This window comes from Bradyrhizobium sp. LTSPM299 (assembly GCF_000938235.1).
Classification (GTDB): Bacteria; Pseudomonadota; Alphaproteobacteria; order Rhizobiales; family Xanthobacteraceae; genus Bradyrhizobium.
The window spans coordinates 1-22,665 of the sequence record NZ_JYMU01000021.1 but is presented as its reverse complement, the minus strand read 5'-3'; the positions used below and the strand labels follow the sequence as shown (position 1 = coordinate 22,665).

At 58.8% G+C, this 22,665-nt stretch carries 24 protein-coding genes and 1 tRNA gene; 19 read left to right on the top strand and 6 right to left on the bottom strand.

What is annotated here, in order from left to right:
- Nucleotides 1-89: 89 nt before the first annotated feature.
- From UP10_RS13945 to UP10_RS13935, 3 genes are all read right to left on the bottom strand, one after another.
- Nucleotides 90-941, bottom strand: coding sequence for a sterol desaturase family protein (locus UP10_RS13945; protein WP_044587913.1), 852 nt, complete (start codon nucleotides 939-941; stop codon nucleotides 90-92).
- A gap of 461 nt (nucleotides 942-1,402) precedes the next feature.
- Nucleotides 1,403-1,693 (bottom strand): DUF5658 family protein, encoded by a 291-nt coding sequence (locus UP10_RS13940; protein WP_245321738.1) that lies wholly within the window; start codon nucleotides 1,691-1,693, stop codon nucleotides 1,403-1,405.
- Nucleotides 1,680-2,471 carry a sterol desaturase family protein gene (locus UP10_RS13935; protein ID WP_044587911.1) on the bottom strand — a complete coding sequence of 264 codons (792 nt, stop codon included), beginning with the start codon at nucleotides 2,469-2,471 and terminating at the stop codon, nucleotides 1,680-1,682. The genes UP10_RS13940 and UP10_RS13935 overlap by 14 nt, the downstream gene beginning before the upstream one ends.
- 1,112 nt (nucleotides 2,472-3,583) lie before the next feature.
- Here UP10_RS13935 and UP10_RS13930 point away from each other — a divergent pair.
- The 17 genes from UP10_RS13930 (at nucleotide 3,584) to UP10_RS13850 (ending at nucleotide 17,663) form a co-directional block, all read left to right on the top strand.
- Nucleotides 3,584-3,796, top strand: coding sequence for a hypothetical protein (locus tag UP10_RS13930; RefSeq protein ID WP_044587910.1), 213 nt, complete (start codon nucleotides 3,584-3,586; stop codon nucleotides 3,794-3,796).
- Between the two features lie 28 nt (nucleotides 3,797-3,824).
- Nucleotides 3,825-4,037, top strand: coding sequence for a hypothetical protein (locus UP10_RS13925; RefSeq protein WP_044587909.1), 213 nt, complete (start codon nucleotides 3,825-3,827; stop codon nucleotides 4,035-4,037).
- Between the two features lie 109 nt (nucleotides 4,038-4,146).
- Nucleotides 4,147-4,653 carry an A24 family peptidase gene (locus tag UP10_RS13920; RefSeq protein WP_044587908.1) on the top strand — a complete coding sequence of 169 codons (507 nt, stop codon included), beginning with the start codon at nucleotides 4,147-4,149 and terminating at the stop codon, nucleotides 4,651-4,653.
- A 13-nt stretch (nucleotides 4,654-4,666) separates the two neighbouring features.
- The gene (gene cpaB, locus UP10_RS13915; RefSeq protein WP_050043670.1) at nucleotides 4,667-5,566 is read left to right on the top strand and encodes a Flp pilus assembly protein CpaB; all 900 of its coding nucleotides are present in this window, start codon (nucleotides 4,667-4,669) and stop codon (nucleotides 5,564-5,566) included.
- A gap of 24 nt (nucleotides 5,567-5,590) precedes the next feature.
- Nucleotides 5,591-6,778 carry a CpaE/TadZ family protein gene (locus tag UP10_RS13910; protein ID WP_245321737.1) on the top strand — a complete coding sequence of 396 codons (1,188 nt, stop codon included), beginning with the start codon at nucleotides 5,591-5,593 and terminating at the stop codon, nucleotides 6,776-6,778.
- 215 nt (nucleotides 6,779-6,993) lie between these two features.
- Nucleotides 6,994-8,241 carry a TadA family conjugal transfer-associated ATPase gene (locus tag UP10_RS13905; protein ID WP_245321736.1) on the top strand — a complete coding sequence of 416 codons (1,248 nt, stop codon included), beginning with the start codon at nucleotides 6,994-6,996 and terminating at the stop codon, nucleotides 8,239-8,241.
- A complete protein-coding gene (locus tag UP10_RS13900; protein ID WP_044587905.1) occupies nucleotides 8,241-9,170 on the top strand; it encodes a type II secretion system F family protein in 930 nt (309 codons plus the stop codon). Before UP10_RS13905 ends, UP10_RS13900 begins: the two co-directional genes overlap by 1 nt.
- Complete coding sequence (locus UP10_RS13895; RefSeq protein WP_044587904.1) at nucleotides 9,167-10,075, top strand: type II secretion system F family protein; 909 nt, start codon at nucleotides 9,167-9,169, stop codon at nucleotides 10,073-10,075. The genes UP10_RS13900 and UP10_RS13895 overlap by 4 nt, the downstream gene beginning before the upstream one ends.
- 3 nt (nucleotides 10,076-10,078) lie before the next feature.
- On the top strand, nucleotides 10,079-10,726 hold the full coding sequence (locus tag UP10_RS13890; protein ID WP_044587903.1) for a methyltransferase family protein: 648 nt from the start codon (nucleotides 10,079-10,081) through the stop codon (nucleotides 10,724-10,726).
- Nucleotides 10,727-10,732: 6 nt separating this feature from the next.
- Nucleotides 10,733-11,185 (top strand): hypothetical protein, encoded by a 453-nt coding sequence (locus UP10_RS13885; RefSeq protein WP_044587902.1) that lies wholly within the window; start codon nucleotides 10,733-10,735, stop codon nucleotides 11,183-11,185.
- A 9-nt stretch (nucleotides 11,186-11,194) separates the two neighbouring features.
- Complete coding sequence (locus UP10_RS42065) at nucleotides 11,195-12,553, top strand: pilus assembly protein TadG-related protein (protein ID WP_082077101.1); 1,359 nt, start codon at nucleotides 11,195-11,197, stop codon at nucleotides 12,551-12,553.
- Nucleotides 12,553-12,966, top strand: coding sequence for a TadE/TadG family type IV pilus assembly protein (locus UP10_RS13875; RefSeq protein ID WP_245321735.1), 414 nt, complete (start codon nucleotides 12,553-12,555; stop codon nucleotides 12,964-12,966). Before UP10_RS42065 ends, UP10_RS13875 begins: the two co-directional genes overlap by 1 nt.
- A 522-nt stretch (nucleotides 12,967-13,488) precedes the next feature.
- Nucleotides 13,489-15,186 (top strand): type II and III secretion system protein family protein, encoded by a 1,698-nt coding sequence (locus tag UP10_RS13870; RefSeq protein ID WP_044587900.1) that lies wholly within the window; start codon nucleotides 13,489-13,491, stop codon nucleotides 15,184-15,186.
- Between the two features lie 11 nt (nucleotides 15,187-15,197).
- Nucleotides 15,198-15,599 carry a hypothetical protein gene (locus UP10_RS13865; RefSeq protein WP_044587899.1) on the top strand — a complete coding sequence of 134 codons (402 nt, stop codon included), beginning with the start codon at nucleotides 15,198-15,200 and terminating at the stop codon, nucleotides 15,597-15,599.
- Nucleotides 15,600-15,727: 128 nt separating this feature from the next.
- Complete coding sequence (locus UP10_RS13860; protein WP_044587898.1) at nucleotides 15,728-16,264, top strand: tetratricopeptide repeat protein; 537 nt, start codon at nucleotides 15,728-15,730, stop codon at nucleotides 16,262-16,264.
- A 360-nt stretch (nucleotides 16,265-16,624) separates the two neighbouring features.
- On the top strand, nucleotides 16,625-16,912 hold the full coding sequence (locus UP10_RS13855) for a DUF5658 family protein (protein WP_245321734.1): 288 nt from the start codon (nucleotides 16,625-16,627) through the stop codon (nucleotides 16,910-16,912).
- Nucleotides 16,913-17,411: 499 nt separating this feature from the next.
- Complete coding sequence (locus UP10_RS13850) at nucleotides 17,412-17,663, top strand: hypothetical protein (protein WP_044587897.1); 252 nt, start codon at nucleotides 17,412-17,414, stop codon at nucleotides 17,661-17,663.
- Nucleotides 17,664-17,717: 54 nt separating this feature from the next.
- Here the strand turns inward: UP10_RS13850 and UP10_RS13845 are convergent, their stop codons facing one another.
- Complete coding sequence (locus UP10_RS13845; protein WP_044587896.1) at nucleotides 17,718-17,903, bottom strand: flagellar FlbD family protein; 186 nt, start codon at nucleotides 17,901-17,903, stop codon at nucleotides 17,718-17,720.
- Nucleotides 17,904-18,164: 261 nt separating this feature from the next.
- On the opposite strand from UP10_RS13845, the gene UP10_RS13840 reads away from it, so the two are divergent.
- A tRNA-Asn gene (locus UP10_RS13840) sits at nucleotides 18,165-18,241 on the top strand.
- A gap of 269 nt (nucleotides 18,242-18,510) precedes the next feature.
- Here the strand turns inward: UP10_RS13840 and UP10_RS13835 are convergent.
- Both UP10_RS13835 and UP10_RS42990 read right to left on the bottom strand, forming a co-directional pair.
- Nucleotides 18,511-20,646 carry a spermidine synthase gene (locus UP10_RS13835; protein WP_245321733.1) on the bottom strand — a complete coding sequence of 712 codons (2,136 nt, stop codon included), beginning with the start codon at nucleotides 20,644-20,646 and terminating at the stop codon, nucleotides 18,511-18,513.
- Between the two features lie 309 nt (nucleotides 20,647-20,955).
- Complete coding sequence (locus UP10_RS42990; RefSeq protein ID WP_050043665.1) at nucleotides 20,956-22,182, bottom strand: hypothetical protein; 1,227 nt, start codon at nucleotides 22,180-22,182, stop codon at nucleotides 20,956-20,958.
- A gap of 82 nt (nucleotides 22,183-22,264) precedes the next feature.
- Here UP10_RS42990 and UP10_RS44155 point away from each other — a divergent pair, with 82 nt between their 5' ends.
- Nucleotides 22,265-22,582: a hypothetical protein gene (locus UP10_RS44155; RefSeq protein WP_156179890.1), complete on the top strand. Its 318-nt coding sequence runs from the start codon at nucleotides 22,265-22,267 to the stop codon at nucleotides 22,580-22,582.
- Nucleotides 22,583-22,665 lie beyond the last annotated feature (83 nt).

Below are 22,665 nucleotides of genomic sequence, written 5' to 3'. Positions count from 1 at the left end.
GCAAGAACATCAACCCCACGAAAGGATGTCACCGCACGACGGGAGTAGCGGCGCGTGTATGAACTCTCTGGTCTATTGGTCATTGCCGTTCATTGAAGCCCCTTGGCGGACTCCCTCACATTTGCTGTCACTTCGGAGAGCACTACAGGTGCCGATGGATCGTCGCGTTTATGTTTCGATGCCCATATGACAAACGGGTAGGCTAAAAGAGCCAAATAGCTGGTGGGCATCGGATTATCGACGCCAAATGTCTTCGGCTTCCGCCCCTTCGAAAGGTGGAGGCTTCCGAACAGCAGATCGTAGAACGAGAATATTGCGGCGAAGTTCTTGTCTCTGGCTTCTGTCTCGCTGCTGTGGTGCCAGTGGTGAAATTCCGGCGACACCAGGACGTAGCGCAGAGGGCCGTAGTTCAAGCGCACGTTGGCATGAACGAGATAGGACTGCCAGTAGTAGACGAGGAAGTAAGTCCCGATCGCTTCTGTGGAGAAGCCGAGCGCGAAGAGCGGGAACAGCGAGCCGGCCTTCAAGAACATCGTGTCAAGCGGGTGCGCGTGAACCGCAGCGAGCCAGTCCAGCTCTTCGACAGCGTGATGAACGGCATGGATGTGCCACATGGTGGGCACGACATGCAGGATGCGGTGAGCCCAGTAGATTCCGAGGTCCCCGATCACGATCACAAGGGGCACCTGAACCCAATACGGAAGGTCGTCGATGGCCTGTTTCACGGCCGAAGGCAGGATCGATTGATTGACCAGAATGGCCACCGTGACGATGACGATCTGGCCGGCCACCACCAACCACCCGTTGAGAAACAGAAAGGCCAAGTCGGTCAGCAGGCCACGCCTGAAAATCTTCTGAGGCCTCGCAGCAAATAGTCGTTCAAACGGAACGAAGATCACAAGCGTCAGCAAAAGCTGATACAGCCCAAATCGATCGCCCATTCAAAATGGCCGCCCTGAAAATGGCAAAACTTTAATCGTCTAAACCGCTAATAGCATCAATACCCAAGTTATTGGAGCGTTAATCAGCATTCATTTAATTGGTGGTGAATCGGGAACCATGTCCGTTAGCGCTCTCGCTCTTCGGGATTGGCATGCATTATGCTTTGCTTAAGCCAAACGGAGGACGCGCAATGAGGCGGGACCTTTTGGCTATCAGCGGCGGCATACTGACCGCCGGCATTATCGCTTGGGTCTTCTGGGGCAATCCAGAGATCGTGCCCCGCATGCATACGCTTCAAGCGATTGCAGCCGATTCGGATCTGAGGCTCGTCTCCGAGCGAAGCCCCTACATGCGGAACGAGCGCTAGTCAGAACGCCCCCTCATGTAAAAGTGGTGACGCGTTCTGAGCGGGTTGGCGCGATCACTTCGCCAGTTGCCGACAACTGGCGAAGTGATTGCTTCAGTTCATGCCCGCGATGATGACGAGGTTGTTCAGCACGGGTGTCGAGCAGAAAGCAACCACGAGAGAGATGTTGAAAAGGTTGTTGCTGCGCCAAAGAAACCAGACCACGACAAACGTGAAACTTAGCTTGGGGATCAACCACCATGCACCCAGCCATGTCTGAGCCAGCCGCATGAACGGATTCAACTCGCCGCCCAAGCCGTGATTCAGGATCACATTGGTGGTCACGAGGTCGGCGTAGCCCAGTACTACGCAGCAGAGCAACAACAGTCCCTTACCCCAATACATTTTTAGACTCTCGACGCCGAAGGTGTCGGACTGGCCAGATCACGCTATCTACAATGTCTACTCGCTCGGCAGGTACAAGCCCTGTTGCCGGATACTCACCCGGTCTCGGTACCCACGCGGTGCCAAACAGAATGTCCCAGATTGGAAAAAAGGCGGCGAAGTTCTTGTCCCGATGCTCCATCAGGGCAGAGTGATGGATGCGATGCCATTGCGGGTTGTTTACCCATGTCACAAACCGACCGAGCGGGATGCGGATGTTGAGATGCGCACAAGTATCGGGGACGAAAAAGATCAGGCCCGCGGCTATCACCATATCCGGTGGGATCAGAAACAAGATCGCCATGATTGGAAGAAAGGCGTCAGACAACACTCTTTCCAGCCAGAAATGTCGGCCACCGGTAATAAACGTAACAGCATTCGCGCTGTGATGAAACGAATGCATGGCCCAGAGCAGCGGGATGGCATGTTGAAGGCGATGGAATGTGTACTTGTAGAGATCCAATGCCACCACGACAATTGCGAGAGAGGCGTACCACCAGTAACCTTCGGTCGGTAAGTGAATCCAGCCAAGCCCGGTACGGCTCGTAATTGCAACGGCACCTAGTGCAGCGACCGGAGCGAGCAAGGTTTCCAATCCGATGCTCACGATAACCGCTAGCCAATCATCACGAAACTCGGAGTCGGGAACATCCGCAATGGGCCGATATCTCTCCAAAAGGCGAGTCCCGTAGATCAGTACTAGGTACACCGCCAAGTAGATTGGAAAGTCACCGGGCATGAGCGACGACTCTCCAGTTCCTCTGTGATTGCGCGTACAGCATATTACAAGGCCTCATCATCGTGCGAAGACGAACGCAAACTATCCGTGGTGCAGCGTTGCGCGGCGATCTTGAAGGCGTCACGCCGAGCCGGCGGCGCACGCATAGTCATTAAAAAGCGCATTGAAAATTTCTGCAATCACTGGCCTCCGACAAGATTCCCATCTAAATCGGCATCGGGTTGGTCGTGTGCTCGTTCATCCCCGACTAAAAAAACCAATCTAACGGTAATTTAAACGTAGCAATAAATGTCTGCCAGGGGCTGTCCCGTCAATAGCTCGCCCGAGTCTCGGTTAAACGGGGCTTTTTGAGGTTGCGGAGAACGTTAGAGCTTCGGCCTCAGAGGCTTGTTGTCCGCAGCCGTTAGCATTGAAGGGGCCGCACTCCAAACGAACGCTGCATCTCCCTCTCTTGTTGAGCCGCCAAGCTCGGGCTGGCCTCTCGGACGCAATCAGTTTTATCCAACCGGAAGCCTGCACGCGGCTCCGAGGCAATTCCGCGAACTGCAATTGACCGTTCAAATGCCGCCGGTCTGCGCCAGCGGCGGTCCTCGCGTCTTTTGCCTATAAAATTGATCCAACGCAAATTCGCGATGGTCGGCCGTCACGACGATTGCCTGGTATCGGGGGTTGCTGCGGTCGCTAATTTTAACGACCGCATAGAGAGTTTCCGTCTGAAAGTGCGATAAATTTTAATCCGCAAGAATACGGATTAATGCACGAAATTATACTTTCGAGAACGTCCTGGAGGCTTGTGGAGCGGCTCAATAAGATGACGCGGGGCGGTCTGTATTACGTGATATGGCTGTTAAAAATATAGAGTTATATCAATGGGTTGCGGTCAAAATAATCAAGCGGTCTCTTCCGCCAACACCGTCAAATTGTGCACCCGCGCCAGTTTCCAGAGGCGGCGCCGGAGTAACGTTAACTAACGCTCAAGGACTTAATTGCAGAAAAACTTCGAGACTCTAAGAGCTAAAGTATAATAAAAACTTACTCGTTGGCCGCAAATTTGTACGACCAACGGTGCTGGGAATACTGCAAATTTATCGTGTAAAAAGGGATTATCACCAATGTTGAAATTTTTCATCAAGACCACCGAAGCCCTGAAGCAGCTGCGCGCGGACAAGAGCGGCGTTGTGTCGTTCGAGTATGTGATCGTCGCCGCTTGTATCGTCGCCGCCGTGGCTGCTGCGTTCGGTACGACGACTGGTACTGGTATCGGCAAGGTGCTGAGCACCGCGATCACCGCTATCGGCACTGCAGTCGCTACGGCGACTTCCTAAGTCGAGACTTAAAAGGAGGGTTTCTCCTATGTTGAAGTCTTTCCTTAGGACTACCGAAGCGTTGAAGCGCCTGCGCACAGACAGGGACGGCGTTGTGTCGTTCGAGTACGTGATCGTCGCTGCTTGTATCGTCGCCGCCGTCGCTGCCGCGTTCGGTACGACGACTGCGACCGGCATCGGACAGGTGCTGACTACCGCGATCACCGCTATCGGCACAGCAATCGCTACGGCGACGTCCTGAAGAGGTGGACGTCCAGACTCCGGAGGGGGGCATCGGAAAATGCCCCCCACCACTTCTGAGGCATGCGTTTTATTCCGAGCCGTGCCGTTTATTTTAAGGCATGCATATTATGAGTTGGATTGCTTCGACAGCTCTGTTTCTTGAAATACTGTTGTTGCTCTATGTCGCAACGATCGATGTCGCGACACGATTGATCCGAAATGAAATTTGTCTGGCGCTCGCACTGCTCGGGATCGTCAGTCAGCTTGCCAGCCCGATGCAGGTTGCCCAGTCGCTGATCGCCGCGACGATCCTGTTGCTGCTGCTGTTGGTCGTCTACCAGTGGGGACGGATTGGCGGCGGCGACGTCAAGCTGCTGGTTGCTTTGGCGATCGGACTCCCGCCGACGGGCGTGATTCAGTTGTTGACCGTAACCGCGCTGGCCGGCGGCGTTCTTGCCATGGCGCATCTGATGATGCGCCAGCTGCCATATCCCAGGCTGGCGCCCGCCGGATCGTCGTTCGTACGCCGCGTCTACGCGATCGAACGTTGGCGTCATTTGCGACACGCGCCGCTACCTTACGGGGTTGCCATCGCGTGCGGTGGTATCTGGACCGTTCTCGACAAAGGATTTTGACATGTCATCGGCTTTGCGTCTCTCGATCATCATGGTGTTTTTGCTCGCGGCTGCGGCGCTGGGGCTTATTGCCTACAACATGAATCTGCCGAAAGAGGTCGCGGCAGCACAGGTCACGGAGAAGGTCGCGGTGAAGGCGCCGGAGCCTGTCACGGTCGGTTACTTTGTCGCGGCACATCCGCTGCCGCGAGGGACGCTGGCCCGCGATGAAGACTTCACGGTGCGTTCGGTGCCGTCGGGTAGTGTTCCGGCAGGTGCGATCCTCGATACGCCCGACGCCAAGATCGGAATTCGCGGATCTCTGGTTCGCAACTTCCTCGACACCGGCAGTCTCGTCACATCGGAAGACATACTGCGCCCGCGCGAGCGCGGCTTTCTCGCCAGCGTCCTGGCCCCGGACAGCCGTGCGATCAGCATCAATGTCGACGCGGCATCGGGTGTCTCGGGCCTGATCTGGCCTGGTGACTACGTGGATGTGGTGTTGACCGAAGAGCCGACGACGACGGCTGAGCAAAAGACAGCTCAACAGCACGGCGCGCTGAGCGAAACCGTTGCTCAAAATGTTCGAGTCGTCGCGATTGACCAGGAGATCGTGCAAGGTGGCCCGGCCAACAATGCCACGGCCGGCAAGGTCGCGCGCACCGTGTCGTTGCAGCTTGCGCCGGACCAGGTCAAGAAAGTCACGGTCGCGGGACAGCGCGGTAAGCTCACGCTGGCGGTGCGGTCCGCGATCGGCCGGCAGGATACAGGGGACTCGGACACCAACGTGGTGGTCTATACCCGCAATGGCGGCACGAAATACTCGGTCAGGAAGGACGATACAGGGAGCATGCGCACAGTGGTGAGCGGAGATATGTCGCCGCAAATTGTCCCATCAGCGCCGAGCGCTTCGGCTGCATCGTTGCGTCGGTAACGGGAGGCAGTGGTGAATATCAACATGGCAATGGTTAGTCCGCCCGCAGAGCTTCCGTCTGTTCTGACCCGCAACCAGATCGTCTGTTTCGTGGACGACGAGTTGAGTGCAGGGGCTCTGCGCAAGGGCCTCGAAGGCGGCAATCTATCGATCAAGCGTGGCACGATCCGCAACGCCATCCGGATGCTCGAGACCGACACCGAGCTGTCCGCGTTGGTGATAGACATCAGCGGAATCGATGATCCCTTTACCGAACTGGAAAGGTTGGCCCGCGTCTGCCCACCCGATGTCGAGGTGGCCGTGATCGGCGAGAGCAGGGAGATCCTGTTCTACCGCGAGCTCATGGATATGGGCTTGACCGAGTACCTTCCGAAGCCGCTCACGCGCGATATGGTGCTGCATCAGTTGCGTCCGAAGCTGCTTGGCGACGTGGCGCCTACTGCGGCCGACCGCGGCGGGCATGTGATCTCGATCTGCGGCGCGCAGGGCGGCGCCGGAGCGACGAGTATCGCCATCAACCTCGCACTGCAACTGGCCGAGACCACCAAAGCCAAGGTCGCGCTGCTCGACCTTCATCTGCAGAACGGCGAAACAGCCGTCATGTTGGGTCTTCGGCCGGGGCCGGGACTGCGCATCGCGCTGGAAAACCCGATGCGGGCGGACACGTTGTTCCTCGAACGGGCGGCAATCGACATCAACGAGCGGGTTTGCCTTATCTCCGCTGATGAGGAGCTGGATGCGCAGCTCGACATCACGGAAGCCGGCGTGCGACACGTGCTGGGTCTGCTCCGCCAACGCTTCAACTACATCGTTGTCGACGTACCGGTGCCGTTTGGACCATCCATCCATCCGGTGATCATGCTGTCTCGGCACGTGCTGGTGCTGCTGGAAGCGGAGGTGACCGGGCTCCGCAATGCCCATGCCCTTCGCACCGCCGTCACCAACATCGCCGGCAGGGATCGGGTCTTTACCTTGCTCAATCGTGCCGATCGTGCCGGGGGCCTTCCCAGGGCAACGATCGTCAAGGCGCTCGGCGCGGAGCCGGACATGGTGATTCCCGATCTCGGAAAGGGAATGACCCAGGCGGTTAATCTCGGAATTCCAGCGCTCAAGCATGTGAGAGCATTGCGGCGTCACCTCGCCCCGATCGTACGGGAGATCGCGGGTGTCGGCGCCCAGAAGAAGGGATGGTTGAGGAGGCTGTTCGGGTGACGAAAAAATTCGGTACGCGCGAACGCGACGACACGCCAGTTCGTTTTGCCGCATTGGCGCCTAGCGATGGCACGCCACCTCTTTTGCCGGTATCGACGCCGATGTCTGTATCGACGCCGAGCTTGCCTGCGTTGACGCCAACCTCGCCCGCGTCGCCACCAAGCTTGCCTGCATCGACACCAAGGCGCGACGAACCTTCGACCGAGCGGTCCGCAATGTCGGCCTCGCTGCGTGAACGGGTCATCGAGCAGATCGAGCCATCGGTGGCCGCAACTGTTTCGCGCGAAGTTCTTCGGCGGCAGATCGAGGAAATCATCCACGGCATCGCCAACCAGGAACGGCTCGAACTGTCGGGTCGCGAGCAGTTTCAGCTAGCGGACGAGATTGCGGACGACATGACCGGCCACGGGCCGCTCCGTCCGCTCCTGCAGGACCAGTCGATCAGCGACATCATGGTCAACGGACCGAACAACGTCTACGTCGAGCGAAGCGGCAAGCTGGAACGCATTGCGGTACGTTTCCGCGACAATGATCACATCGCATCGGTGGCGCAGAAAATCGCAGCGCAGGTCGGGCGGCGCGTTGACGAGTCCAGTCCGATGGTGGATTGCCGCCTGCCGGACGGCAGCCGGGTCAACATCATCTTCCCGCCGCTGGCAATCCACAGCCCCTGCATCTCGATCCGAAAATTTCCGAGCCGCCGTCTGGACATGGCCGGAATGATCGCCAACGGCACGATGACCCCGGCCATGGGGCAATTGCTCGAGATTGCCGGCCGGTCCCGGCTCAATGTTCTGGTCTCCGGCGGTACCGGTTCCGGCAAGACGACGCTGTTGAACGCCATGAGCCAATTCATCGATCACAGCGAACGCGTTGTCACCATCGAGGATGCGGCGGAGCTGCAGCTTCAACAGCCGCACGTGATCAGCCTGGAGACCCGGCCTCCCAGCCTCGAAGGCACCGGGCAGGTGACGCAACGCGATCTGCTCTGGAATGCGCTGCGCATGCGCCCTGACCGGATCGTCGTAGGCGAGGTGCGCGGCGCCGAAGCATTCGACATGCTGCAGGCGATGAACACCGGCCACGACGGTTCGATCTCCACGGTGCACGCCAACAGCGCGCGAGACGCACTGACCCGTGTTGAAAACATGGTGCAGATGGGACAGGTCAATCTGCCGTCGCGGGCGATTCGATCGCAGATCGTCGCTGCGTTGGATCTCATCGTGCAAGTCGAACGCATGCGGGATGGACAGCGTCGCATTATCCAGATTACCGAGGTGATCGGTCTGGAAGGCGAAGTGATCACCACCAACGACATCGCAGCGTTCGAGTATAAAGAGGAAGATGTTCACGGGCGGATATCGGGGACCTACCGGTCCACCCAGGCAGTTCCGAAATTCAAGAGCCGCCTTGTCTATTTTGGGCTTGATAAAGCCTGGACTGATGCCATGAGGCAACTTTGATGGCGCAGTCCTTGACCATCATTGTCCTGGTGCTCCTGATATGCGCGGTAGCCACGACGTTGTGGCTCGACGCGCAACAAAGACGCATCGATCGTCAGGTCGCGATAGCTCTGCCTGCCGCACGTTCGGCGAGCCTGCCCTCCATTCGTCGGTTGGAGGCCGGATCCCGGTGGCAGTTTTTTCACCGCTTCGCCAATTATAAGCCGGCGATAGCTTACGATTGGCACCCGGCCTATGTGCTGCTTGCCGCTGCTATTCCGGTGGCGGCAATCTTTTATGCGAATAGTTTCCTGAACTTTTCCGTCCTCTACGTGTCTCTCGCGGCTGCAATTGTGGCCGTCCTGGTGGTGCGGGGTCTGTTTGGATGGCAGCAACATCGCCTCGCCAACAAGCTGTTTCGACAGCTGCCTGACGCGATCGAGCTGGTGACAAGTACGGTTCGATCGGGGCTGCCCGTGAACGAAGCATTTCGCACCATTGCTCGTGAGATGCCGCAGCCAACCGCCGGGCAGTTTGCCATCGTATGCAGCGAATTGAGTATGGGCAGACCACCGGAGGAAGCCGTGGAAGATGTCTATCGGCGAACGCAAGTGCCGGAATATGCAATGTTTGCGGTGACACTTGCGGTTCAGATGAAGGCAGGCGGAAGTTTGAGCGAAACCTTGCAGACACTGGCGGACACCGTGCGCCAGCGTGTTGCGCTGGCTGGTCGCGCGAAGGCTCTGGCAGGAGAGGTGATCTTTTCCTCGCGCGCGCTCTCATGCGCCCCCTTCGTTGTCGGCGGGTTGCTCTACGCGACCAATCCGCAAACGATCGATCTGCTGTTCACTGATCCGACTGGAAACATCCTGCTGGCTTACGCCGGGGCTTCAGTGCTTGTCGGGCACTTCGTGATACGTTGGATGGTAAGAAGGGAGACCACACTATGAGTGCTGGTCTCGGGTTCGCGGCCCTCGCCATAGCAATTGCGACCGCGACCGCGCTGATGATCATCCGCGAGGTGCACCTTCGCGCACTAAACACACGGGTGTCGAATGCCGTGCTGGGCCTTCCCAGCCAGTCAGTCCCCTTCAAGGACATGACGGGGTGGTTTTCATCGCTCGGCACGCGGTATCGGCGCTACTACGCCCAGGAAAATCTGGATCAATTGCGAACGGTGCTTCAATCGGCGGGTTTCAATCATCATCGCGCCTTGCCGATCTGGATCGGTGTCAAAACCGTCAGCATGTACCTGGTCCCGATTACCGTCTTTTGTGTTGCGGAGCTCCTTGGGAATTCACTGACCGATGTGATGATCTTCACTCTCATTGGCGTCGTGATCGGGATCATGGGACCGCGAATATTCCTCACGGTGCTGAGACGGCGATTTGATGCTGCCGTTCGGCTGGGCACGCCGGATACCATCGATCTGCTGGTCGTGTGCAGCGAAGCGGGAATGGGTCTGGAAAGCGCGCTGGAACGCGTGGCGCAGGAGATGAACGAAACCAATCCTGGCATGGCCCGGGTCCTGTACGGTCTTCTTGATGATCTCCGGATCCTGCCAAATCGCACCGACGCATTCGAGAAATTGGGATCCATGTCGGAGGGACTTCGCCGATTTGGCACCATGGTGGGCCAAAGCCTGCAATACGGAACGCCGTTGGGTCAGGCCCTGCGCAGCATCGCGGTCGACATCCGGCGAGAACGCATTACCAAGCTGGAAGAAAGAGCGCACAAGCTCGGCGCCAAGCTGACTATTCCGATGGTGTTGTTCATGCTTCCGGCCATGTTCGTCATTCTGGGTGGAAGTCCGTTTCTGCACCTTGTTCGTACATTCTCCAGCATGGGCAAGTAAGCCATGACCACGGTTACCCTGTCGAAAAGCTGGACTTACGATCGGACGATGCGCCTGTTTGGCAGCTTGTGGTTCTTGTTGCTGGCGCTTTGCATCGCCCTCAAAATCGGCGTAACGCTTGCCGATCCCTGGCCATCGCTGCTGTCGAGTGCTTGTCTAGCCAGCTTCTATCTGCTGCTGGCGCTGTTGATCATGAGCCGGCCGCCGGCAAAGGCGGAAGCCGATGGCCTGCTGCCCAGGATCGCGGCATTCGTCGGCACCTATATGCCGTGGACGATCACCTTCCTCGGCAAGACCGAGCAGACGTTGCCAAATCTGCTGTCCACCGCTTGCGTGCTGGTCGGCGCGATCATGATGCTTGTCACCATCCGGCATCTGGGCAAGTCGTTCAGCATCGTGCCGCAGGCACGCTCAGTGGTGCAAACCGGTCCTTATCGATGGATCAAGCACCCGCTCTACCTCGTGGAAGAAATCCTCGTACTGGGTGTCGTGCTGCAACATTTGTCCCCGGTAACGGTGACCGTGCTGGTCCTGCATATTGGCGTCCAGGTATGCCGGATTCTTTACGAAGAGGATCTGCTGAGGCGCAACTTCCCTGAGTATTCCAGCTACGAAGCAACACGCTGGAGATTGATTCCCTATGTGTGGTGACAAGCCATGAATGGCTGCCGGAGGCAGAAAGGGTCTTTCATCGCGGATCGCCGCGGCGCCGTCGCGCTCGAGATGCCGTTTATTTTCCTCTTCATGATGGTGACCCTGCTTATTCCGATTTCCGACATGGCCATCGCCGGCTTTCAGTTTATCTCGGCGTGGGAGGCGTTGCGTGCGTTCGGGCAGACCATCCAGTATACCCCGCCGCCGGACGTCACGAGCGCGTCATCCTGGCAGACAACCGCACTCGCCAAGGCTGATTCCGCTTTTCCCATCACCAGCATTCAGCTGATTTGTGGTGCCAGCGCCTGCGCCACAGGCAACACTGCGTCGCCCAAATACTATTCATATTCGACGACCATCACCCTGGCGCCCATGGTGTTGAGGCCGGCATTGTGTACCAGTACCAACACCAATCATTGTTCTTTTACACTGACTTACACGGAACGGTTTCAATAGGGGTATCCCATGCGCAACTTGCTCCATTGCCGTCGAGGTTCAGTCGCATTCGCAACCACCATCGCCCTGCTGCCGCTGATCGGAATGATGGCACTCGGGGGCGAGGCGGCATCGTGGTACGCCACCAAGCAGCACGCGCAGAATGCCGCCGATGCGGCAGCCTATGCGGCCGCAGTGCAGAAGGCATGCGCGCTCTCTGGAGGCGGTTGCGATATCTCGCAAGACTATGTCTATCGCGGCAAGCAATTTGCCGCACAGAGCGGTTTCTGCAACACCGGCGACGCCAACGCCTATCCCGGCTCCGGCTGTGGCACGAACCCGACGGGAATCTCGCGGTCCGTCCAGATCAATCTGCTCACGACATGGAACGGGACCGCCGGAACTTACGTTCAGGCCATTGTTGGACAGCAACAGCCCGCTTACCTGGCAAAGGTGCTGGGGATGTCCACCGTCAATATCAACGCAGGAGCCGTTGCCAAATTGCGAGGTGCGACGAAGCCGCCATGTGCGTTGGCATTGACCGGCACAATCGGTTTCCAGGGCAGCCCCAACATCAATGCACCTAATTGCGGCATGGCCTCGGACGATGCGGCCGCCAATGCAATAAATTTCACCGGCGGCGGGACGACCATGAATCTCGGCTCGCTATCGACTGTCGGCGGCTGCACGGGGAGCACAACGTTCTGCAACACCGCGCAGACTTACATGCCGGCGCCGATCCCCAATCCCTTCTCTGCGCTCGACGGCTCCCTCACCACATTGTGCGGAGCGAGCCCCAGTCTCCCCACCACCTGCGGTCTTCAGACAAATGGGGTTTGCAACACAAGTGGGCTCGTCGCTTACACGGCCGCCACCCCATGCACGAATAATAGCACTCATATCACATCCAATGGGACCATAGCTCTGTCCGGGGTATACTTCATCTCGGGCGATCTGAAGATCACAGGCACCCCCACCATCTCGGGTACAGCGACCTTTATTCTGCTGCCAGGGGCGACAATCAGCAATCAGGGAAGTGCGATAATCAATATTACGGGGCCGACGACGGCCCCAAGTACCTCGTCGCTTCCTGCGGCTCTTCAGTCCAGCGCGAGCTTGTTCCAGTACATGGCCATGTACGATGCCTCAGCAGCGGCCGTGCAATTCGGTGGAAATACCAACATCACTCTCACTGGAAACATCTACGCGCCAACCGCAACAGTGACGTTTCAGGGCAATCCGACTCTGAACCTGAGCGGCGGAAACAGCTGCGGCCAGTTGGTCGCCGCCGCGATCCAGTTCAATGGTAACGCAACCTTCGACGACACAGGGACCGGGTGCGGGACGTCGCAACTCCAAACCAGTCAGTATGTGCAGTTGGTGCCGTGATGAGAAGGCTCGATCAGCGCGGTGTCGCGGCGTTGGAGTTTTGCCTTGTCGCCGTGGTGTTTCTGACGTTGATGTTCACTATCTTCGATCTAGGTCGATATACGATCGCCGTGCAATCGTTGCGGGCGCTCGCGAATGCTGCCGCTCGGACAACGATGATCAGCGACTGCTACGTACAAAGCGTGATGAAAAAGGCGACTCCCACCTGTAGCGGTGATCCCCTGTCCACTGCGACCAAACAGGCCATTGCCCCATTCCTGTATTCCGCCGGTCTCACGCCGACGATAAGCATACCGGCAACGGCAACCTCGCCATTTGTCGTGACGGCGTCTCTACCAGGTTTCACCATGGTGATGCCGATATGGGGCACAAGATTAAACGCACCGAGCACGTTCACCAAAATTCCGTTCTAGCGCAGTCCCAGGCGCCATCCGTGAGGCGCCTGGATTGCTACAAGCGATGGAGAGACGGCCCACTCGTCTGAACAGATATTCTGCGTCGATTGCTTTGAGCTTCTGCCGCTGGCAGGCGGCCAGCGGTGGTGAACAGGCAAGAAAATTAAAGCAAAAGTAATCAAACTAGCGATTTTGCGGCGTTTTCGACGTAAATTTACGCGGCGATTGATTGAGCCGTCAGTGGTGCTCGCTGGCAACATTGCGCAACTTTCTCGGGTGTTGCCATGGCCCGGCGAAGGTCTCTCCTTGTAAAATGAGCCGCAGGACCGATGATGCTGGCTGGAGTCTACTGAAAGTGGCCCTTTGCGGGCGCGAGCCGAGTTCCGCCCAGCGTTAATTTTGCGCCAAGTTTAAAGTAACGAATTTATCATAAGGCAGACTGTAAGCTTTGCGACGTGGGGCGCGAAGGAGACTGGTCAGGACGCTGAAGGCGTACATTTGCGGGGATAGCCGCGTATCGCGGCAAAGGGGTACGAAATAATGTGGGGCGGTGGCGTTTCGACTAGGGCAGGTAGGCTTCTCGCCTCGAGCGTGCTGGTTCTTGGCGCCGGGCTTGCCGCGTTTGGCTTGGCTGACCGTGCAGGGGCTGCGGATCGGCGCGGTTCCTCCAGCGGCGTCTTCGTCAGCGAAATGAGCGACGTCCAGCGCGTCAAGGTGGTCGTCAACAAGTCACGCACCTTCAGGGTCGATACCCCTTTCACCACCATTGTGTCGGGCTCGCCTGACATCGCTGACGTGAAGTCGCTCAGCGATCACCTGATCTACATTCAGGGCAAGCAGACCGGCACCACCAACGTCATCCTGTTCGATAATACGATGAAGCAGATCGGGATCCTCGACGTCGAGGTGTCCGTCGATATCGGCAATCTGGAACAGAACATTCATTCCAGCACCGGTACGCGCGGCATTCGCGTCAGTTCCACCGAGGGCCAGGTGGTGCTGAGCGGAACAGCGGTCGATGCGGTCGCTGCCGAGCGCGCGATGGCGATCGCCACGGGCAGTGTTTCCGACAAGTCCAAGGTCGTCAACGCCATGAGCGTGGCGGGGCCGCAGCAAGTGATGCTGGAGGTCCGCTTTCTCGAGGTCCAACGGACTGCCGGGCGTGACCTGGGGGTCAACCTCATGGCCGCCAATGCGAACGGCACCAACATCGCTAACACAGGCCTTGGCGGAGTTACGAGCGCCGGCCGGGTACCGATCGGCGCTACTACCCAAAATACCAACAGCAACAGCACCAACAATGTGACTGTGACTACTAACGGAAATACCGTTACCACTACTACTACCAATAACGGTACTTCAGCTGCGTCTGTTCTCGGGGCTGGCAGCCTTCCTATTCTCGGTACTGCAGCCACGCTGGCAAGCGGACTGACTCCATACGGTAGCCTGCTCACAAGCGTGCTCAGGCTCAACAACGGCATGTCGATTGACAGTCTGATAACGGCACTGGAAACCAAGGGCGTATTGCGTCGACTGGCCGAGCCGAACCTGATGGCGTTGTCGGGCGATGCGGCGCACTTCCTGGCCGGCGGTGAATTTCCAGTGCCGATACCCAGCACGACTACGAATGGTGGTTTCCCCACCATTAGTATCGAATACAAGAAGTTCGGTGTTGAGTTGGGCTTCGTGCCTACCGTTCTCTCGCGCGGCGTGATCAACCTTCGGGTTGAGCCGTCGGTCAGCGAGCTTGACTTCGCCAATGCGATAACGATCCAGGGGACGTCAGTTCCAGCGTTGACCGTCCGCAATGCTCGGACCACGGTTGAATTGCGTGATGGCCAGAGCTTTGCGATTGCCGGCCTGTTGCAGACCCGCAACCGGGAGGATGTTTCGCAAGTGCCATGGATTGGCTCGGTGCCGGTGCTCGGGACGCTGTTTCGCAGTTCGTCTTATCAGCAGCAGGAAACCGATCTGGTGATCATCGTGACGCCGCGCCTGGTCGCGCCGGCGGCGCCGGGGCAGCGATTGGCCTCGCCACTGGATTCCCGCTTGCCGCCCAATGACGTCGATTTCTTCCTCAACGGTCAGATGGAAGTGCGCAAGCGCTATAATGATTACGTCAATTCCGGCGGCGAGGTGAAAGGACCGTATGGCCACATCATCGCCCCTGACGCCCGCCTGTCCAATCCGCCGCCCGCGGTTCTGTCGGACCAGCCGGTCGTCAAGACCCTTAACTGAGGAAGCGAGACATGACCGTAAGGTATCTGACGCTTCTGGCCCCTTTGTTACTTGGCGGTTGCTATGGCGTCGCAGGCCATGATGAAGTCGATCGCTATTTTCAGCGCTCCAATACCATCACGATGAGTGCCGGCGATGCCAAAGAGGTGAACGCCGTCACCCACACGATCAACCCGTGGCCGCGATATGTCGGCGATCGCAGGATCGCTACCGACGCCCGGCGCACGGGCGCTGCCGTGACACGCTATAGCAACACGTCACGGCCGGTGGATCAGCTTCCCGACCTTCCCGAGGCGACGAAGGCTATCGGCCAGGCGCCGCCCGTCACAACGAACAACAACCAGAATGTTAACATAAGTGGATCGGGGGCAGGATCGACGGGAGTTTCAGTGCCGGTCGGAGGCAAAGAGTAACGACAGGAGATCTGACCTTTTGCAGTGCGACTACAGGCCGTACTCATCGTTTATGTTAATGTAATTTAGCGACAATATTCAAGCGAGTGCACCGAGTCCGCTAGGGCCGGAGCGGGGGACAAGTGGTTATGTGGCGTGTCATTCTAATGCTGACCTGTTGCTGCCTCGCGGCAGTGCTCGTCGGCTGCGACGCCACGGTCAGGGAGGCGGCGATCGTTGCGCCCGTGGACGCCGGCGGGCCAGACCCCGTTCAGGAGCCCACCGACGTCAAATACTACCCGTCCGACGAGCCCGTGCGGATGGGGTTGGAGCAGTTCAACCGCGGCAATTACGGGATCGCGCAGCGCTATTTCAAGGATGGGGTCGAGAAATCGCCAAAGGACCTGACGGCCTGGGTCGGGCTCGCGGCGAGCTATGATCGGCTGCGTCGCTTCGATCTTGCCGACCAGGCTTATGCGCAGGCGATTCGCCTCGGCGGCGAGACCGTTCAGATCCTGAATGATCAGGGATATTCGTACATGCTGCGAGGCAATCTGAGCGCGGCGCGCCGGAAGTTCGAGAAGGCCTATTCGCTCGATCCGACCAATCCGGTGATCGCGAATAATCTCCAACTCCTCAACGGCAGCCGGCGATTCATCGAACGGCCGCCGGAAAACCAGCCCTAAACTCCAATTCCTGGCACCACCGGCGCTTTTGCCGCCACGGCTTTGCGCCGAATTGGCTGCGCGTGCCGTTCAAAATGCTCCCGGTTCTGAATTGCTCCGGGTTCATCAATCTCGGGGCGTTTGGTACCTTTCAGCAGTGCGACTCACTGCTGAGCGCGTTCGTTCCGATCGATGGCGGCTGTTCGGGGTTGCGCCACCGATCTTCCGCCTTGCCTGCTTTGGGCTAACTCGACCCAGTCTGGAGGAACGCGGCGTCCTTTTCAGCGTTTAGATTAAGGCTAGATTATTTTTTTTGTCGGAGTGTCAGGCTTCGATGATCGGGAGAGTGTTGGCTTGCCAAGCAAATGGGGGAGTCAAAAGATGAATTGGGCTAAGGGACTGTTGTTGCTCTCCACCGTGTTGCTGGGGTGCGCCGACGTCTTGACCACCAACGTGATCCTGGATCACGGCATGGGCGAGTTGAACCCGTTCATGTCGCTGGCCCAGGCGTGGCTCGGTGTGTGGTGGCTTATTCCCAAGCTGGGTTTGACGCTTGTCGTGACGTTGTTGCTTTGGCGCAGCAACAACCTTTTCAACATCGCTCTCGTCGTCGCCTTCTGCTTTACGCCCGTACTGAACAACCTCGTCCTCATCGCGGGCATGAGCTAAGCCGGGTCACTTCGCCAAACAGCCTGATCTCGACCAGCCGGCGGACCGTTTCGGAACGCGCCGGCTAACGTCGCGCGTGCGCATGCACCTCGTTGGGCCTCTTGTGCGCGGGCGCCGCTCCGATCGTCCCATACGGCCACAGCGATGACCACCGCAGTCACAACGGCCGCGGTAATGGGCCTCTCCGTCTCCATGTTCAGTTCGCAAGCTCGAGCTTGCGCATCTCCTGCAGGCGAGCCAGGCAGTAATCCCGATACATCGTCTCGATGAATGCCCACATGACCAGATCCCCTCTCGTCCAATGTGAGTAGGCTAGGCCGGGTTTGTTTCAGGTTGGCTTCGTGGTCCTGGAAAATGGTTTCGTGCGCCCCGTTCATGCCCAGCAGGCTTCATTTGTGGCTTGTCCCGACATCAAGCGCGCGTGAGGTGTAAGGCCGCTCACACTTGAAGAGCGCGATTTGATTTAACGACGCGCTCATTCGGTGTCGGGAGAATCGCGATGCTGTTACCCAGCGGCCAGAATGGCGGCGGGACAGGCGCCACCGTGCTTGTTGCCCTTCTCGTCATGCTCGTGCTTGGTTTTGCGCTCGTTCGCTACGTGGAATGGTCGTCGGAGGCCCGTTTGGCCGAATTCGCGAGCGCGACCGATATTCCGGCTACTCACTCTGCTCCGGTTCAGCCTCTCAAAGGGCGAACGGGTTGCGATCAGGGCAAGAGGTTTCCACCTGCGTTTCCCTGGCCGCTCGACTGACGCTGGGCTCCGGCGCTGGCCTGCTGTGCGAAGTCGATGCCGCAAAGCTCAAATTTAGACAGCGGACTTTGGATTGCTGTTCGCAAGTTTTGCGATCTCTTGGGGCGTTTCGAGCACTTGAATCGTCTTGCCATTCACGAAGGTGATCTGGGTAGCGGTTCCGCTCCGCGTCATTTTCAGGATGAGACCTAAGTTCACCCAGACGGCGCCATTGTCGGTTGCGGTTAGCTCTTCGACCATCTGAACTTCCCCTGATTCAGCTCTCAGCAAGAGTACGCTGCCTAGTTACTGGTCAGACATTCGCAAATGGTCGACATGCTCCGTCGAGAACGTCCCAGATCGCCAATTCAAATTCGCCATTTAGCGACGTTTCTTCCCTCGACGGGATACACCGCGTTGGTTCAATTAACCCAAGTTTTGAAATTACGGAGCGCATTTACCGAAATCTGAGGCGTTGTGGGGTAGGCTTGGTCGCTGCAAATGTTTGGTCGCTGCAAATGTTCCTTGGTAGCTCAGCTGGTAGAGCGAACGATTGTTAATCGTTAGGTCGGTGGTTCGAGTCCACTCCCAAGGAGCCAGCCCAAGCATATAGCGCTTCGGCGCGCAGGAAGACGCCTCCGGCCATGACGACGTGGAAACGTCAGTTGCAGAAGTCCGCAGACGCCATATGCGATAGTCGGGGCGAGGAGCGCTTGCGCGATTTCGGAATAATGGAATAATGCCCCTGAGTTGCCCGACATGTCAAGTCGCCGTGTCGAGCGCCGGCAGCCGCCTACTTTGCATGGGGTTGTTTTCGATATTTTGGCAGTGCGCCCCGCGGAGGCAGAACACACTGCTGGGCGCCCGATCAGCGCACGAGCTGCCGGTCGAGAATGGCGCCGATAATGTTGGCATAATCATCGGTCCAGGGACCTACGCGCGAATCGGGATCGAGGCGCTTCCATCCCGGCTGCGCCGGCAGATCGCCGAGATCCTGGGCATCCCGAGCCAACACAACCACCTCCGAGGGCTGCCGCCACTCGTCGTCGGTCGGGTCCGGGGGAAGCTGGCCTTTGCCGTAGGCAACGAGGCCCTCAGCGCCGCCAACCGCGGCCGCCGGCCGCCACAGCGCCATGTGCCGGTTCGAGATGTGCAACACGATGGCGCCATGTGCCGTCAGGCGCGATAGATATCCGGCGAACGCCTCGCGCGTCAGCAGGTGCACGGGGATCGCATCGGAGGAGAACGCGTCGAGCACGATGAGATCGTAGCGCTCCGGTGACGCCGCCAGCGTCAGCCGTGCATCTCCCACCACGATGCGCATATCCGGTCCGCATGCCGACAAGAACCGGAACAGGGTCGGGTCTCGCGCGATGCGGGCCACATGCGGATCGAGCTCGAAGAACGTCCACGCTTCGCCGTCTTGTCGATGGCAAGCAAGACTGCCGGTGCCGAGCCCGACCACCGCGACGCGAGCCAACCGCCCCTGCGCGGCGCGGGCCGCCGCGATCGCGTCGCCGATCGGCCCGCCGAAATAGTAATACGTCGACGGCTCGGGGCGGCCGGTTACCGGCGTTCCATCTGTATTGCGTACGCGTTCGGCGCCATGCAGGGTCGTCCCATGCATCAGGAGCCTGAACTGCCCCGTGCTGTCCTCGACAACGCGATGCACGCCGAAGAAGCTGCGGACTTGCTCGATACGCGGGAATGCGGGCTGGAGACTGCCAACGACAAAGGCGAGCACTGCGAGGCCGAAGAACCAGGCCGGTTGTCGCCGGACCAGCACCATAGCGCCAGCCAGGAGAATGAGCCCGATTTCGACCGGTCGCGCGGCGCTGGTTGGAACGCGAACGTGGAGCCACATGAGGGTAGCGGCCAACCCCGCCAACACCATACCGGCGCCACTCTGGCGCAGAAACCGACTCGCCCCGCCTGCGAACGCGCCGGGCATTGCCAGCAACGCAGCCAGGATCAAGATGGGATACTCTGCGATGCCGTTGAATACGTGCGGTGCAATCAAGCCGGCGAAAATGCCGCCGATCACGCCGCCGAATGAGGTCCACAAATAGAATTCCGTCAGTCGCGCCGGCTCGGGCCGGCGGCGATAGAGTTCGCCATGACAGGCGAGTGCAAGTACCACGAAACTTACGAGGTGCACCGCCAGCTGGGCGCTCCAATACGGCCGAATGACCACAGACGCGGTGGCGATCAGCGCCACTGCAGCGAACTGCACCAGGCTCAATACGCGCTTGTGCGCCACCCACGCACGGTCGCGGAAGATCGCCACAAAGGTCAGAAGGTAGAGCGACAATGGCACAACCCAGAGGAATGGCGCCGCCGCCAGGTCGGTCGAGATCGCAGCCGTGACGGCGATCACGAGGCCCGCCGGAATCGCGGCGAACACGGTCCACATTGCGCGTTCGGCGATCGTCGGAGCAGCGACTGTGGCCGCGCCTGCCGTGTCGATTGAAGGTTTGCCGGCGCGCGCGACGATGAGCGCCGCCGCGGCAATGAGCAGGATCAAGACCCCATAGCCGACCGACCACGTTAAAATCTGTGTGCTCAGCGTCGACAGCGGCTCGATAATGAACGGGTATGTCATCAGGGCTGCGAACGACCCGAGGTTGGACGCCGCATAGAGCAGGTAGGGGTTTGCCGCATGCGGATGGCCGCTCGCTGCGAACCAGTTTTGCAGCAGGGGTGCGTTCGCGGCAAGGACGACGAACGGCAGGCCGATCGAGGCGGCAAACAACGCCAGCAGCCAGAGCTCGAGCCCTCCCTGCGGCGCAGCCTCGAAGCCCTGAGCGATGCCGATCGGCAACGTCGTCGCGGCAACTGCCAGGAAACCAAGATGGACGAGCGCCGCGAGTGCCGGCGACAGCATGCGGCTGATCAGATGTGCGTAGGCGTAGCCGAGCAACAGCGCCGTCTGGAAGAATACCATTGCGACTGACCAGACGGCCGCGGCACCGCCGACACGCGGCAGCACCATCTTGGTAAACATCGGTTGGATCGCGAACAGCAGCAGCGCCGAGAGGAAGAGCGCTGCAGGATATAACGCAGAAGCAAAACGCGCTGTCCGCGCTGAAGAAACAGAATGCTGAAATTTCAAACTGAGAAACTGCACAATAGAAACACCAAAGCCAATCGTTTCATTGAAATGTCGGCGCCGAGCCGGACGGACGCGCGAACTTCCGTCCCGGCTGTAACCCCAAGCGAGGACGACAAACCCATGCCCCAGCCAAATTCTGACAATAGCACACCGTTTCGAGGCGTTTCGCAAGCCGCTGCCGTGGCCGCCGGTGGCGCTAGTCTAGTTCGGACCCAGGACCGCATCGGCCTGACGGCTGTCTCTTCTAACGATGATGATCAAACCGCCGCGGATCACGAATCTGGCCCCGAGCAATTTGGGCACCTTTTCCGTAAGGGCCGATGGCAGGGGGATCGTCGCGCCGCTGACGGGATCGCCGACGTTGATCGCTGGTGCCGGTGCCCCGGTCGAGGGAGCGGGTTTGACGTATTCGCGTATGACCTGGATCTCGTCGCGCGACAGGATCAGCGCCGTCTGGTCGGCGGGCCGCTCAACTCCGGGCTTGGCTTGGTCTGCCGCGGTCCTGCTTTGGCGAGCCTCTTGCTCGGTTCCCAATCTGGCTCTTTCGGCGCGTTCAAGCGTTTCCAATCGCTCCTTGAGCGATCCAAGGTTTCGATCGAGCAGAGTGATTTCTATCTTGAGTGACTTTGTCTGAACAAGGGCAATCACCGCGACGGCGCCTGCCGCAAGCGCGACAAAGCTGAGGAAAGCCACGATGGCCGCGCCCGTCCGTCCAGCAGCTCGCGCGGGTGCCGGATTTGTGGTGTCCCGCTCGACATGACCTTTCCATGCATCGGCGACGGATCTTGTACTGGCGTTGATCGTAGCGAAGAACCGTGCGCGCCGGGACGGTTTTTGATCCGAACCGTCCCGGGTCGATCGGAAGTCCGGCGAAGCGACGACGACTGGATGATCCACTTCGTTCAAATGCGGCGCGCCGATCTCTGAGTTCGCGATCCGATCAAGAGTTGCCGGGGGAGGCGTTACGCGTGCGTCGAGGCCGTCCCGTTCTGGAGGCGCACCACCTGGCGATGTCGGAGGATCTATCGGAAAGTTGGCGCTTTCCAGCGATTGCAGCAGTGAACGCCCGGCATCCGTAATCTGCAAACAGCCATTGTCCCGGAATACGAGACCGGACGTGAAGATATCGATCTCGCCGATCTCCGGGAAGCGATCGAGCTGATCGGTCTGAGTTCCGCTCGGGGCAAAGGCTCCGGCCTCACGCGTGATTTCATCAAGCGTCGCGCGGCCGTCAGGTCGATGAGCCAATACGTTCAAGACTTCCAGTCTAAGTCTCACCTTAAACTCCCGCGGTCCGTCAAGTTCTACAGCCACAAAAGCAAAGATCAGAAAGTTTGGAATATAGACGGATTTTTCGATGTGAAGACCAAGCCAATTATCCTGATACTCGACCCGAATGGCTAACCGACATCGGTGCCGGCGGGACATTCGGAGGCGGGAGATTGTATGCGACGACGTTATCGGTCGTCACGACCTCGTATTGTTCAGGTAGTCCAATCGGTGCGTACAGATGGACGCCGACGTTAATCCTGCCAAAGATGGTCTTGTGGATCTTTGGAGGAAAGCACTGGCTCCGCCGCATCCTTGTTCATCTTCCAATCAGTTTTTCGTTGCCGGCGTCCTATGCTTTTTCTCATCCGCTCGTGAAAGTCCGCGATCTTCCTCGGGCTACGGGGCTCTGGCCGTTGATTCCTCGCCCAATATCGAGCATGGCGTCGATCCCAGCGCCAAGGGTGAGATCACCGCGGGCTTTTTTGCCTTGCACTTGCGGCGCGCGTTCTACCGCCAGATCAGCCATCATGAAGAACTGCGGTCGGGCATGGCTTAGTGCTAAATGATGGCTGATCTAATGTGCTGCTGCGTACGAACGAATGCGGTTCACGTGACTACAGCCCAAAGAGAGCCCAAGAA

Coding starts and splice junctions, on each gene's coding strand:
- UP10_RS13845 (WP_044587896.1), bottom strand. CDS start 17,903: ATGGTCGAAGAGCTAACCGCAACCGACAATGGCGCCGTCTGGGTGAAC.
- UP10_RS13860 (WP_044587898.1), top strand. CDS start 15,728: ATGTGGCGTGTCATTCTAATGCTGACCTGTTGCTGCCTCGCGGCAGTG.
- UP10_RS13925 (WP_044587909.1), top strand. CDS start 3,825: ATGTTGAAGTCTTTCCTTAGGACTACCGAAGCGTTGAAGCGCCTGCGC.
- UP10_RS13875 (WP_245321735.1), top strand. CDS start 12,553: ATGAGAAGGCTCGATCAGCGCGGTGTCGCGGCGTTGGAGTTTTGCCTT.
- UP10_RS13905 (WP_245321736.1), top strand. CDS start 6,994: ATGTCGGCCTCGCTGCGTGAACGGGTCATCGAGCAGATCGAGCCATCG.
- UP10_RS13930 (WP_044587910.1), top strand. CDS start 3,584: ATGTTGAAATTTTTCATCAAGACCACCGAAGCCCTGAAGCAGCTGCGC.
- UP10_RS13935 (WP_044587911.1), bottom strand. CDS start 2,471: ATGCCCGGTGACTTTCCAATCTACTTGGCGGTGTACCTAGTACTGATC.
- UP10_RS42065 (WP_082077101.1), top strand. CDS start 11,195: ATGCGCAACTTGCTCCATTGCCGTCGAGGTTCAGTCGCATTCGCAACC.
- UP10_RS13920 (WP_044587908.1), top strand. CDS start 4,147: ATGAGTTGGATTGCTTCGACAGCTCTGTTTCTTGAAATACTGTTGTTG.
- UP10_RS13855 (WP_245321734.1), top strand. CDS start 16,625: ATGAATTGGGCTAAGGGACTGTTGTTGCTCTCCACCGTGTTGCTGGGG.
- UP10_RS13885 (WP_044587902.1), top strand. CDS start 10,733: ATGAATGGCTGCCGGAGGCAGAAAGGGTCTTTCATCGCGGATCGCCGC.
- UP10_RS13945 (WP_044587913.1), bottom strand. CDS start 941: ATGGGCGATCGATTTGGGCTGTATCAGCTTTTGCTGACGCTTGTGATC.
- UP10_RS13835 (WP_245321733.1), bottom strand. CDS start 20,646: ATGTTTACCAAGATGGTGCTGCCGCGTGTCGGCGGTGCCGCGGCCGTC.
- UP10_RS13910 (WP_245321737.1), top strand. CDS start 5,591: ATGGCAATGGTTAGTCCGCCCGCAGAGCTTCCGTCTGTTCTGACCCGC.
- UP10_RS44155 (WP_156179890.1), top strand. CDS start 22,265: ATGGACGCCGACGTTAATCCTGCCAAAGATGGTCTTGTGGATCTTTGG.
- UP10_RS13895 (WP_044587904.1), top strand. CDS start 9,167: ATGAGTGCTGGTCTCGGGTTCGCGGCCCTCGCCATAGCAATTGCGACC.
- UP10_RS13865 (WP_044587899.1), top strand. CDS start 15,198: ATGACCGTAAGGTATCTGACGCTTCTGGCCCCTTTGTTACTTGGCGGT.
- UP10_RS13890 (WP_044587903.1), top strand. CDS start 10,079: ATGACCACGGTTACCCTGTCGAAAAGCTGGACTTACGATCGGACGATG.
- UP10_RS13850 (WP_044587897.1), top strand. CDS start 17,412: ATGCTGTTACCCAGCGGCCAGAATGGCGGCGGGACAGGCGCCACCGTG.
- UP10_RS13870 (WP_044587900.1), top strand. CDS start 13,489: ATGTGGGGCGGTGGCGTTTCGACTAGGGCAGGTAGGCTTCTCGCCTCG.
- UP10_RS13900 (WP_044587905.1), top strand. CDS start 8,241: ATGGCGCAGTCCTTGACCATCATTGTCCTGGTGCTCCTGATATGCGCG.
- UP10_RS42990 (WP_050043665.1), bottom strand. CDS start 22,182: ATGTCCCGCCGGCACCGATGTCGGTTAGCCATTCGGGTCGAGTATCAG.
- UP10_RS13940 (WP_245321738.1), bottom strand. CDS start 1,693: ATGTATTGGGGTAAGGGACTGTTGTTGCTCTGCTGCGTAGTACTGGGC.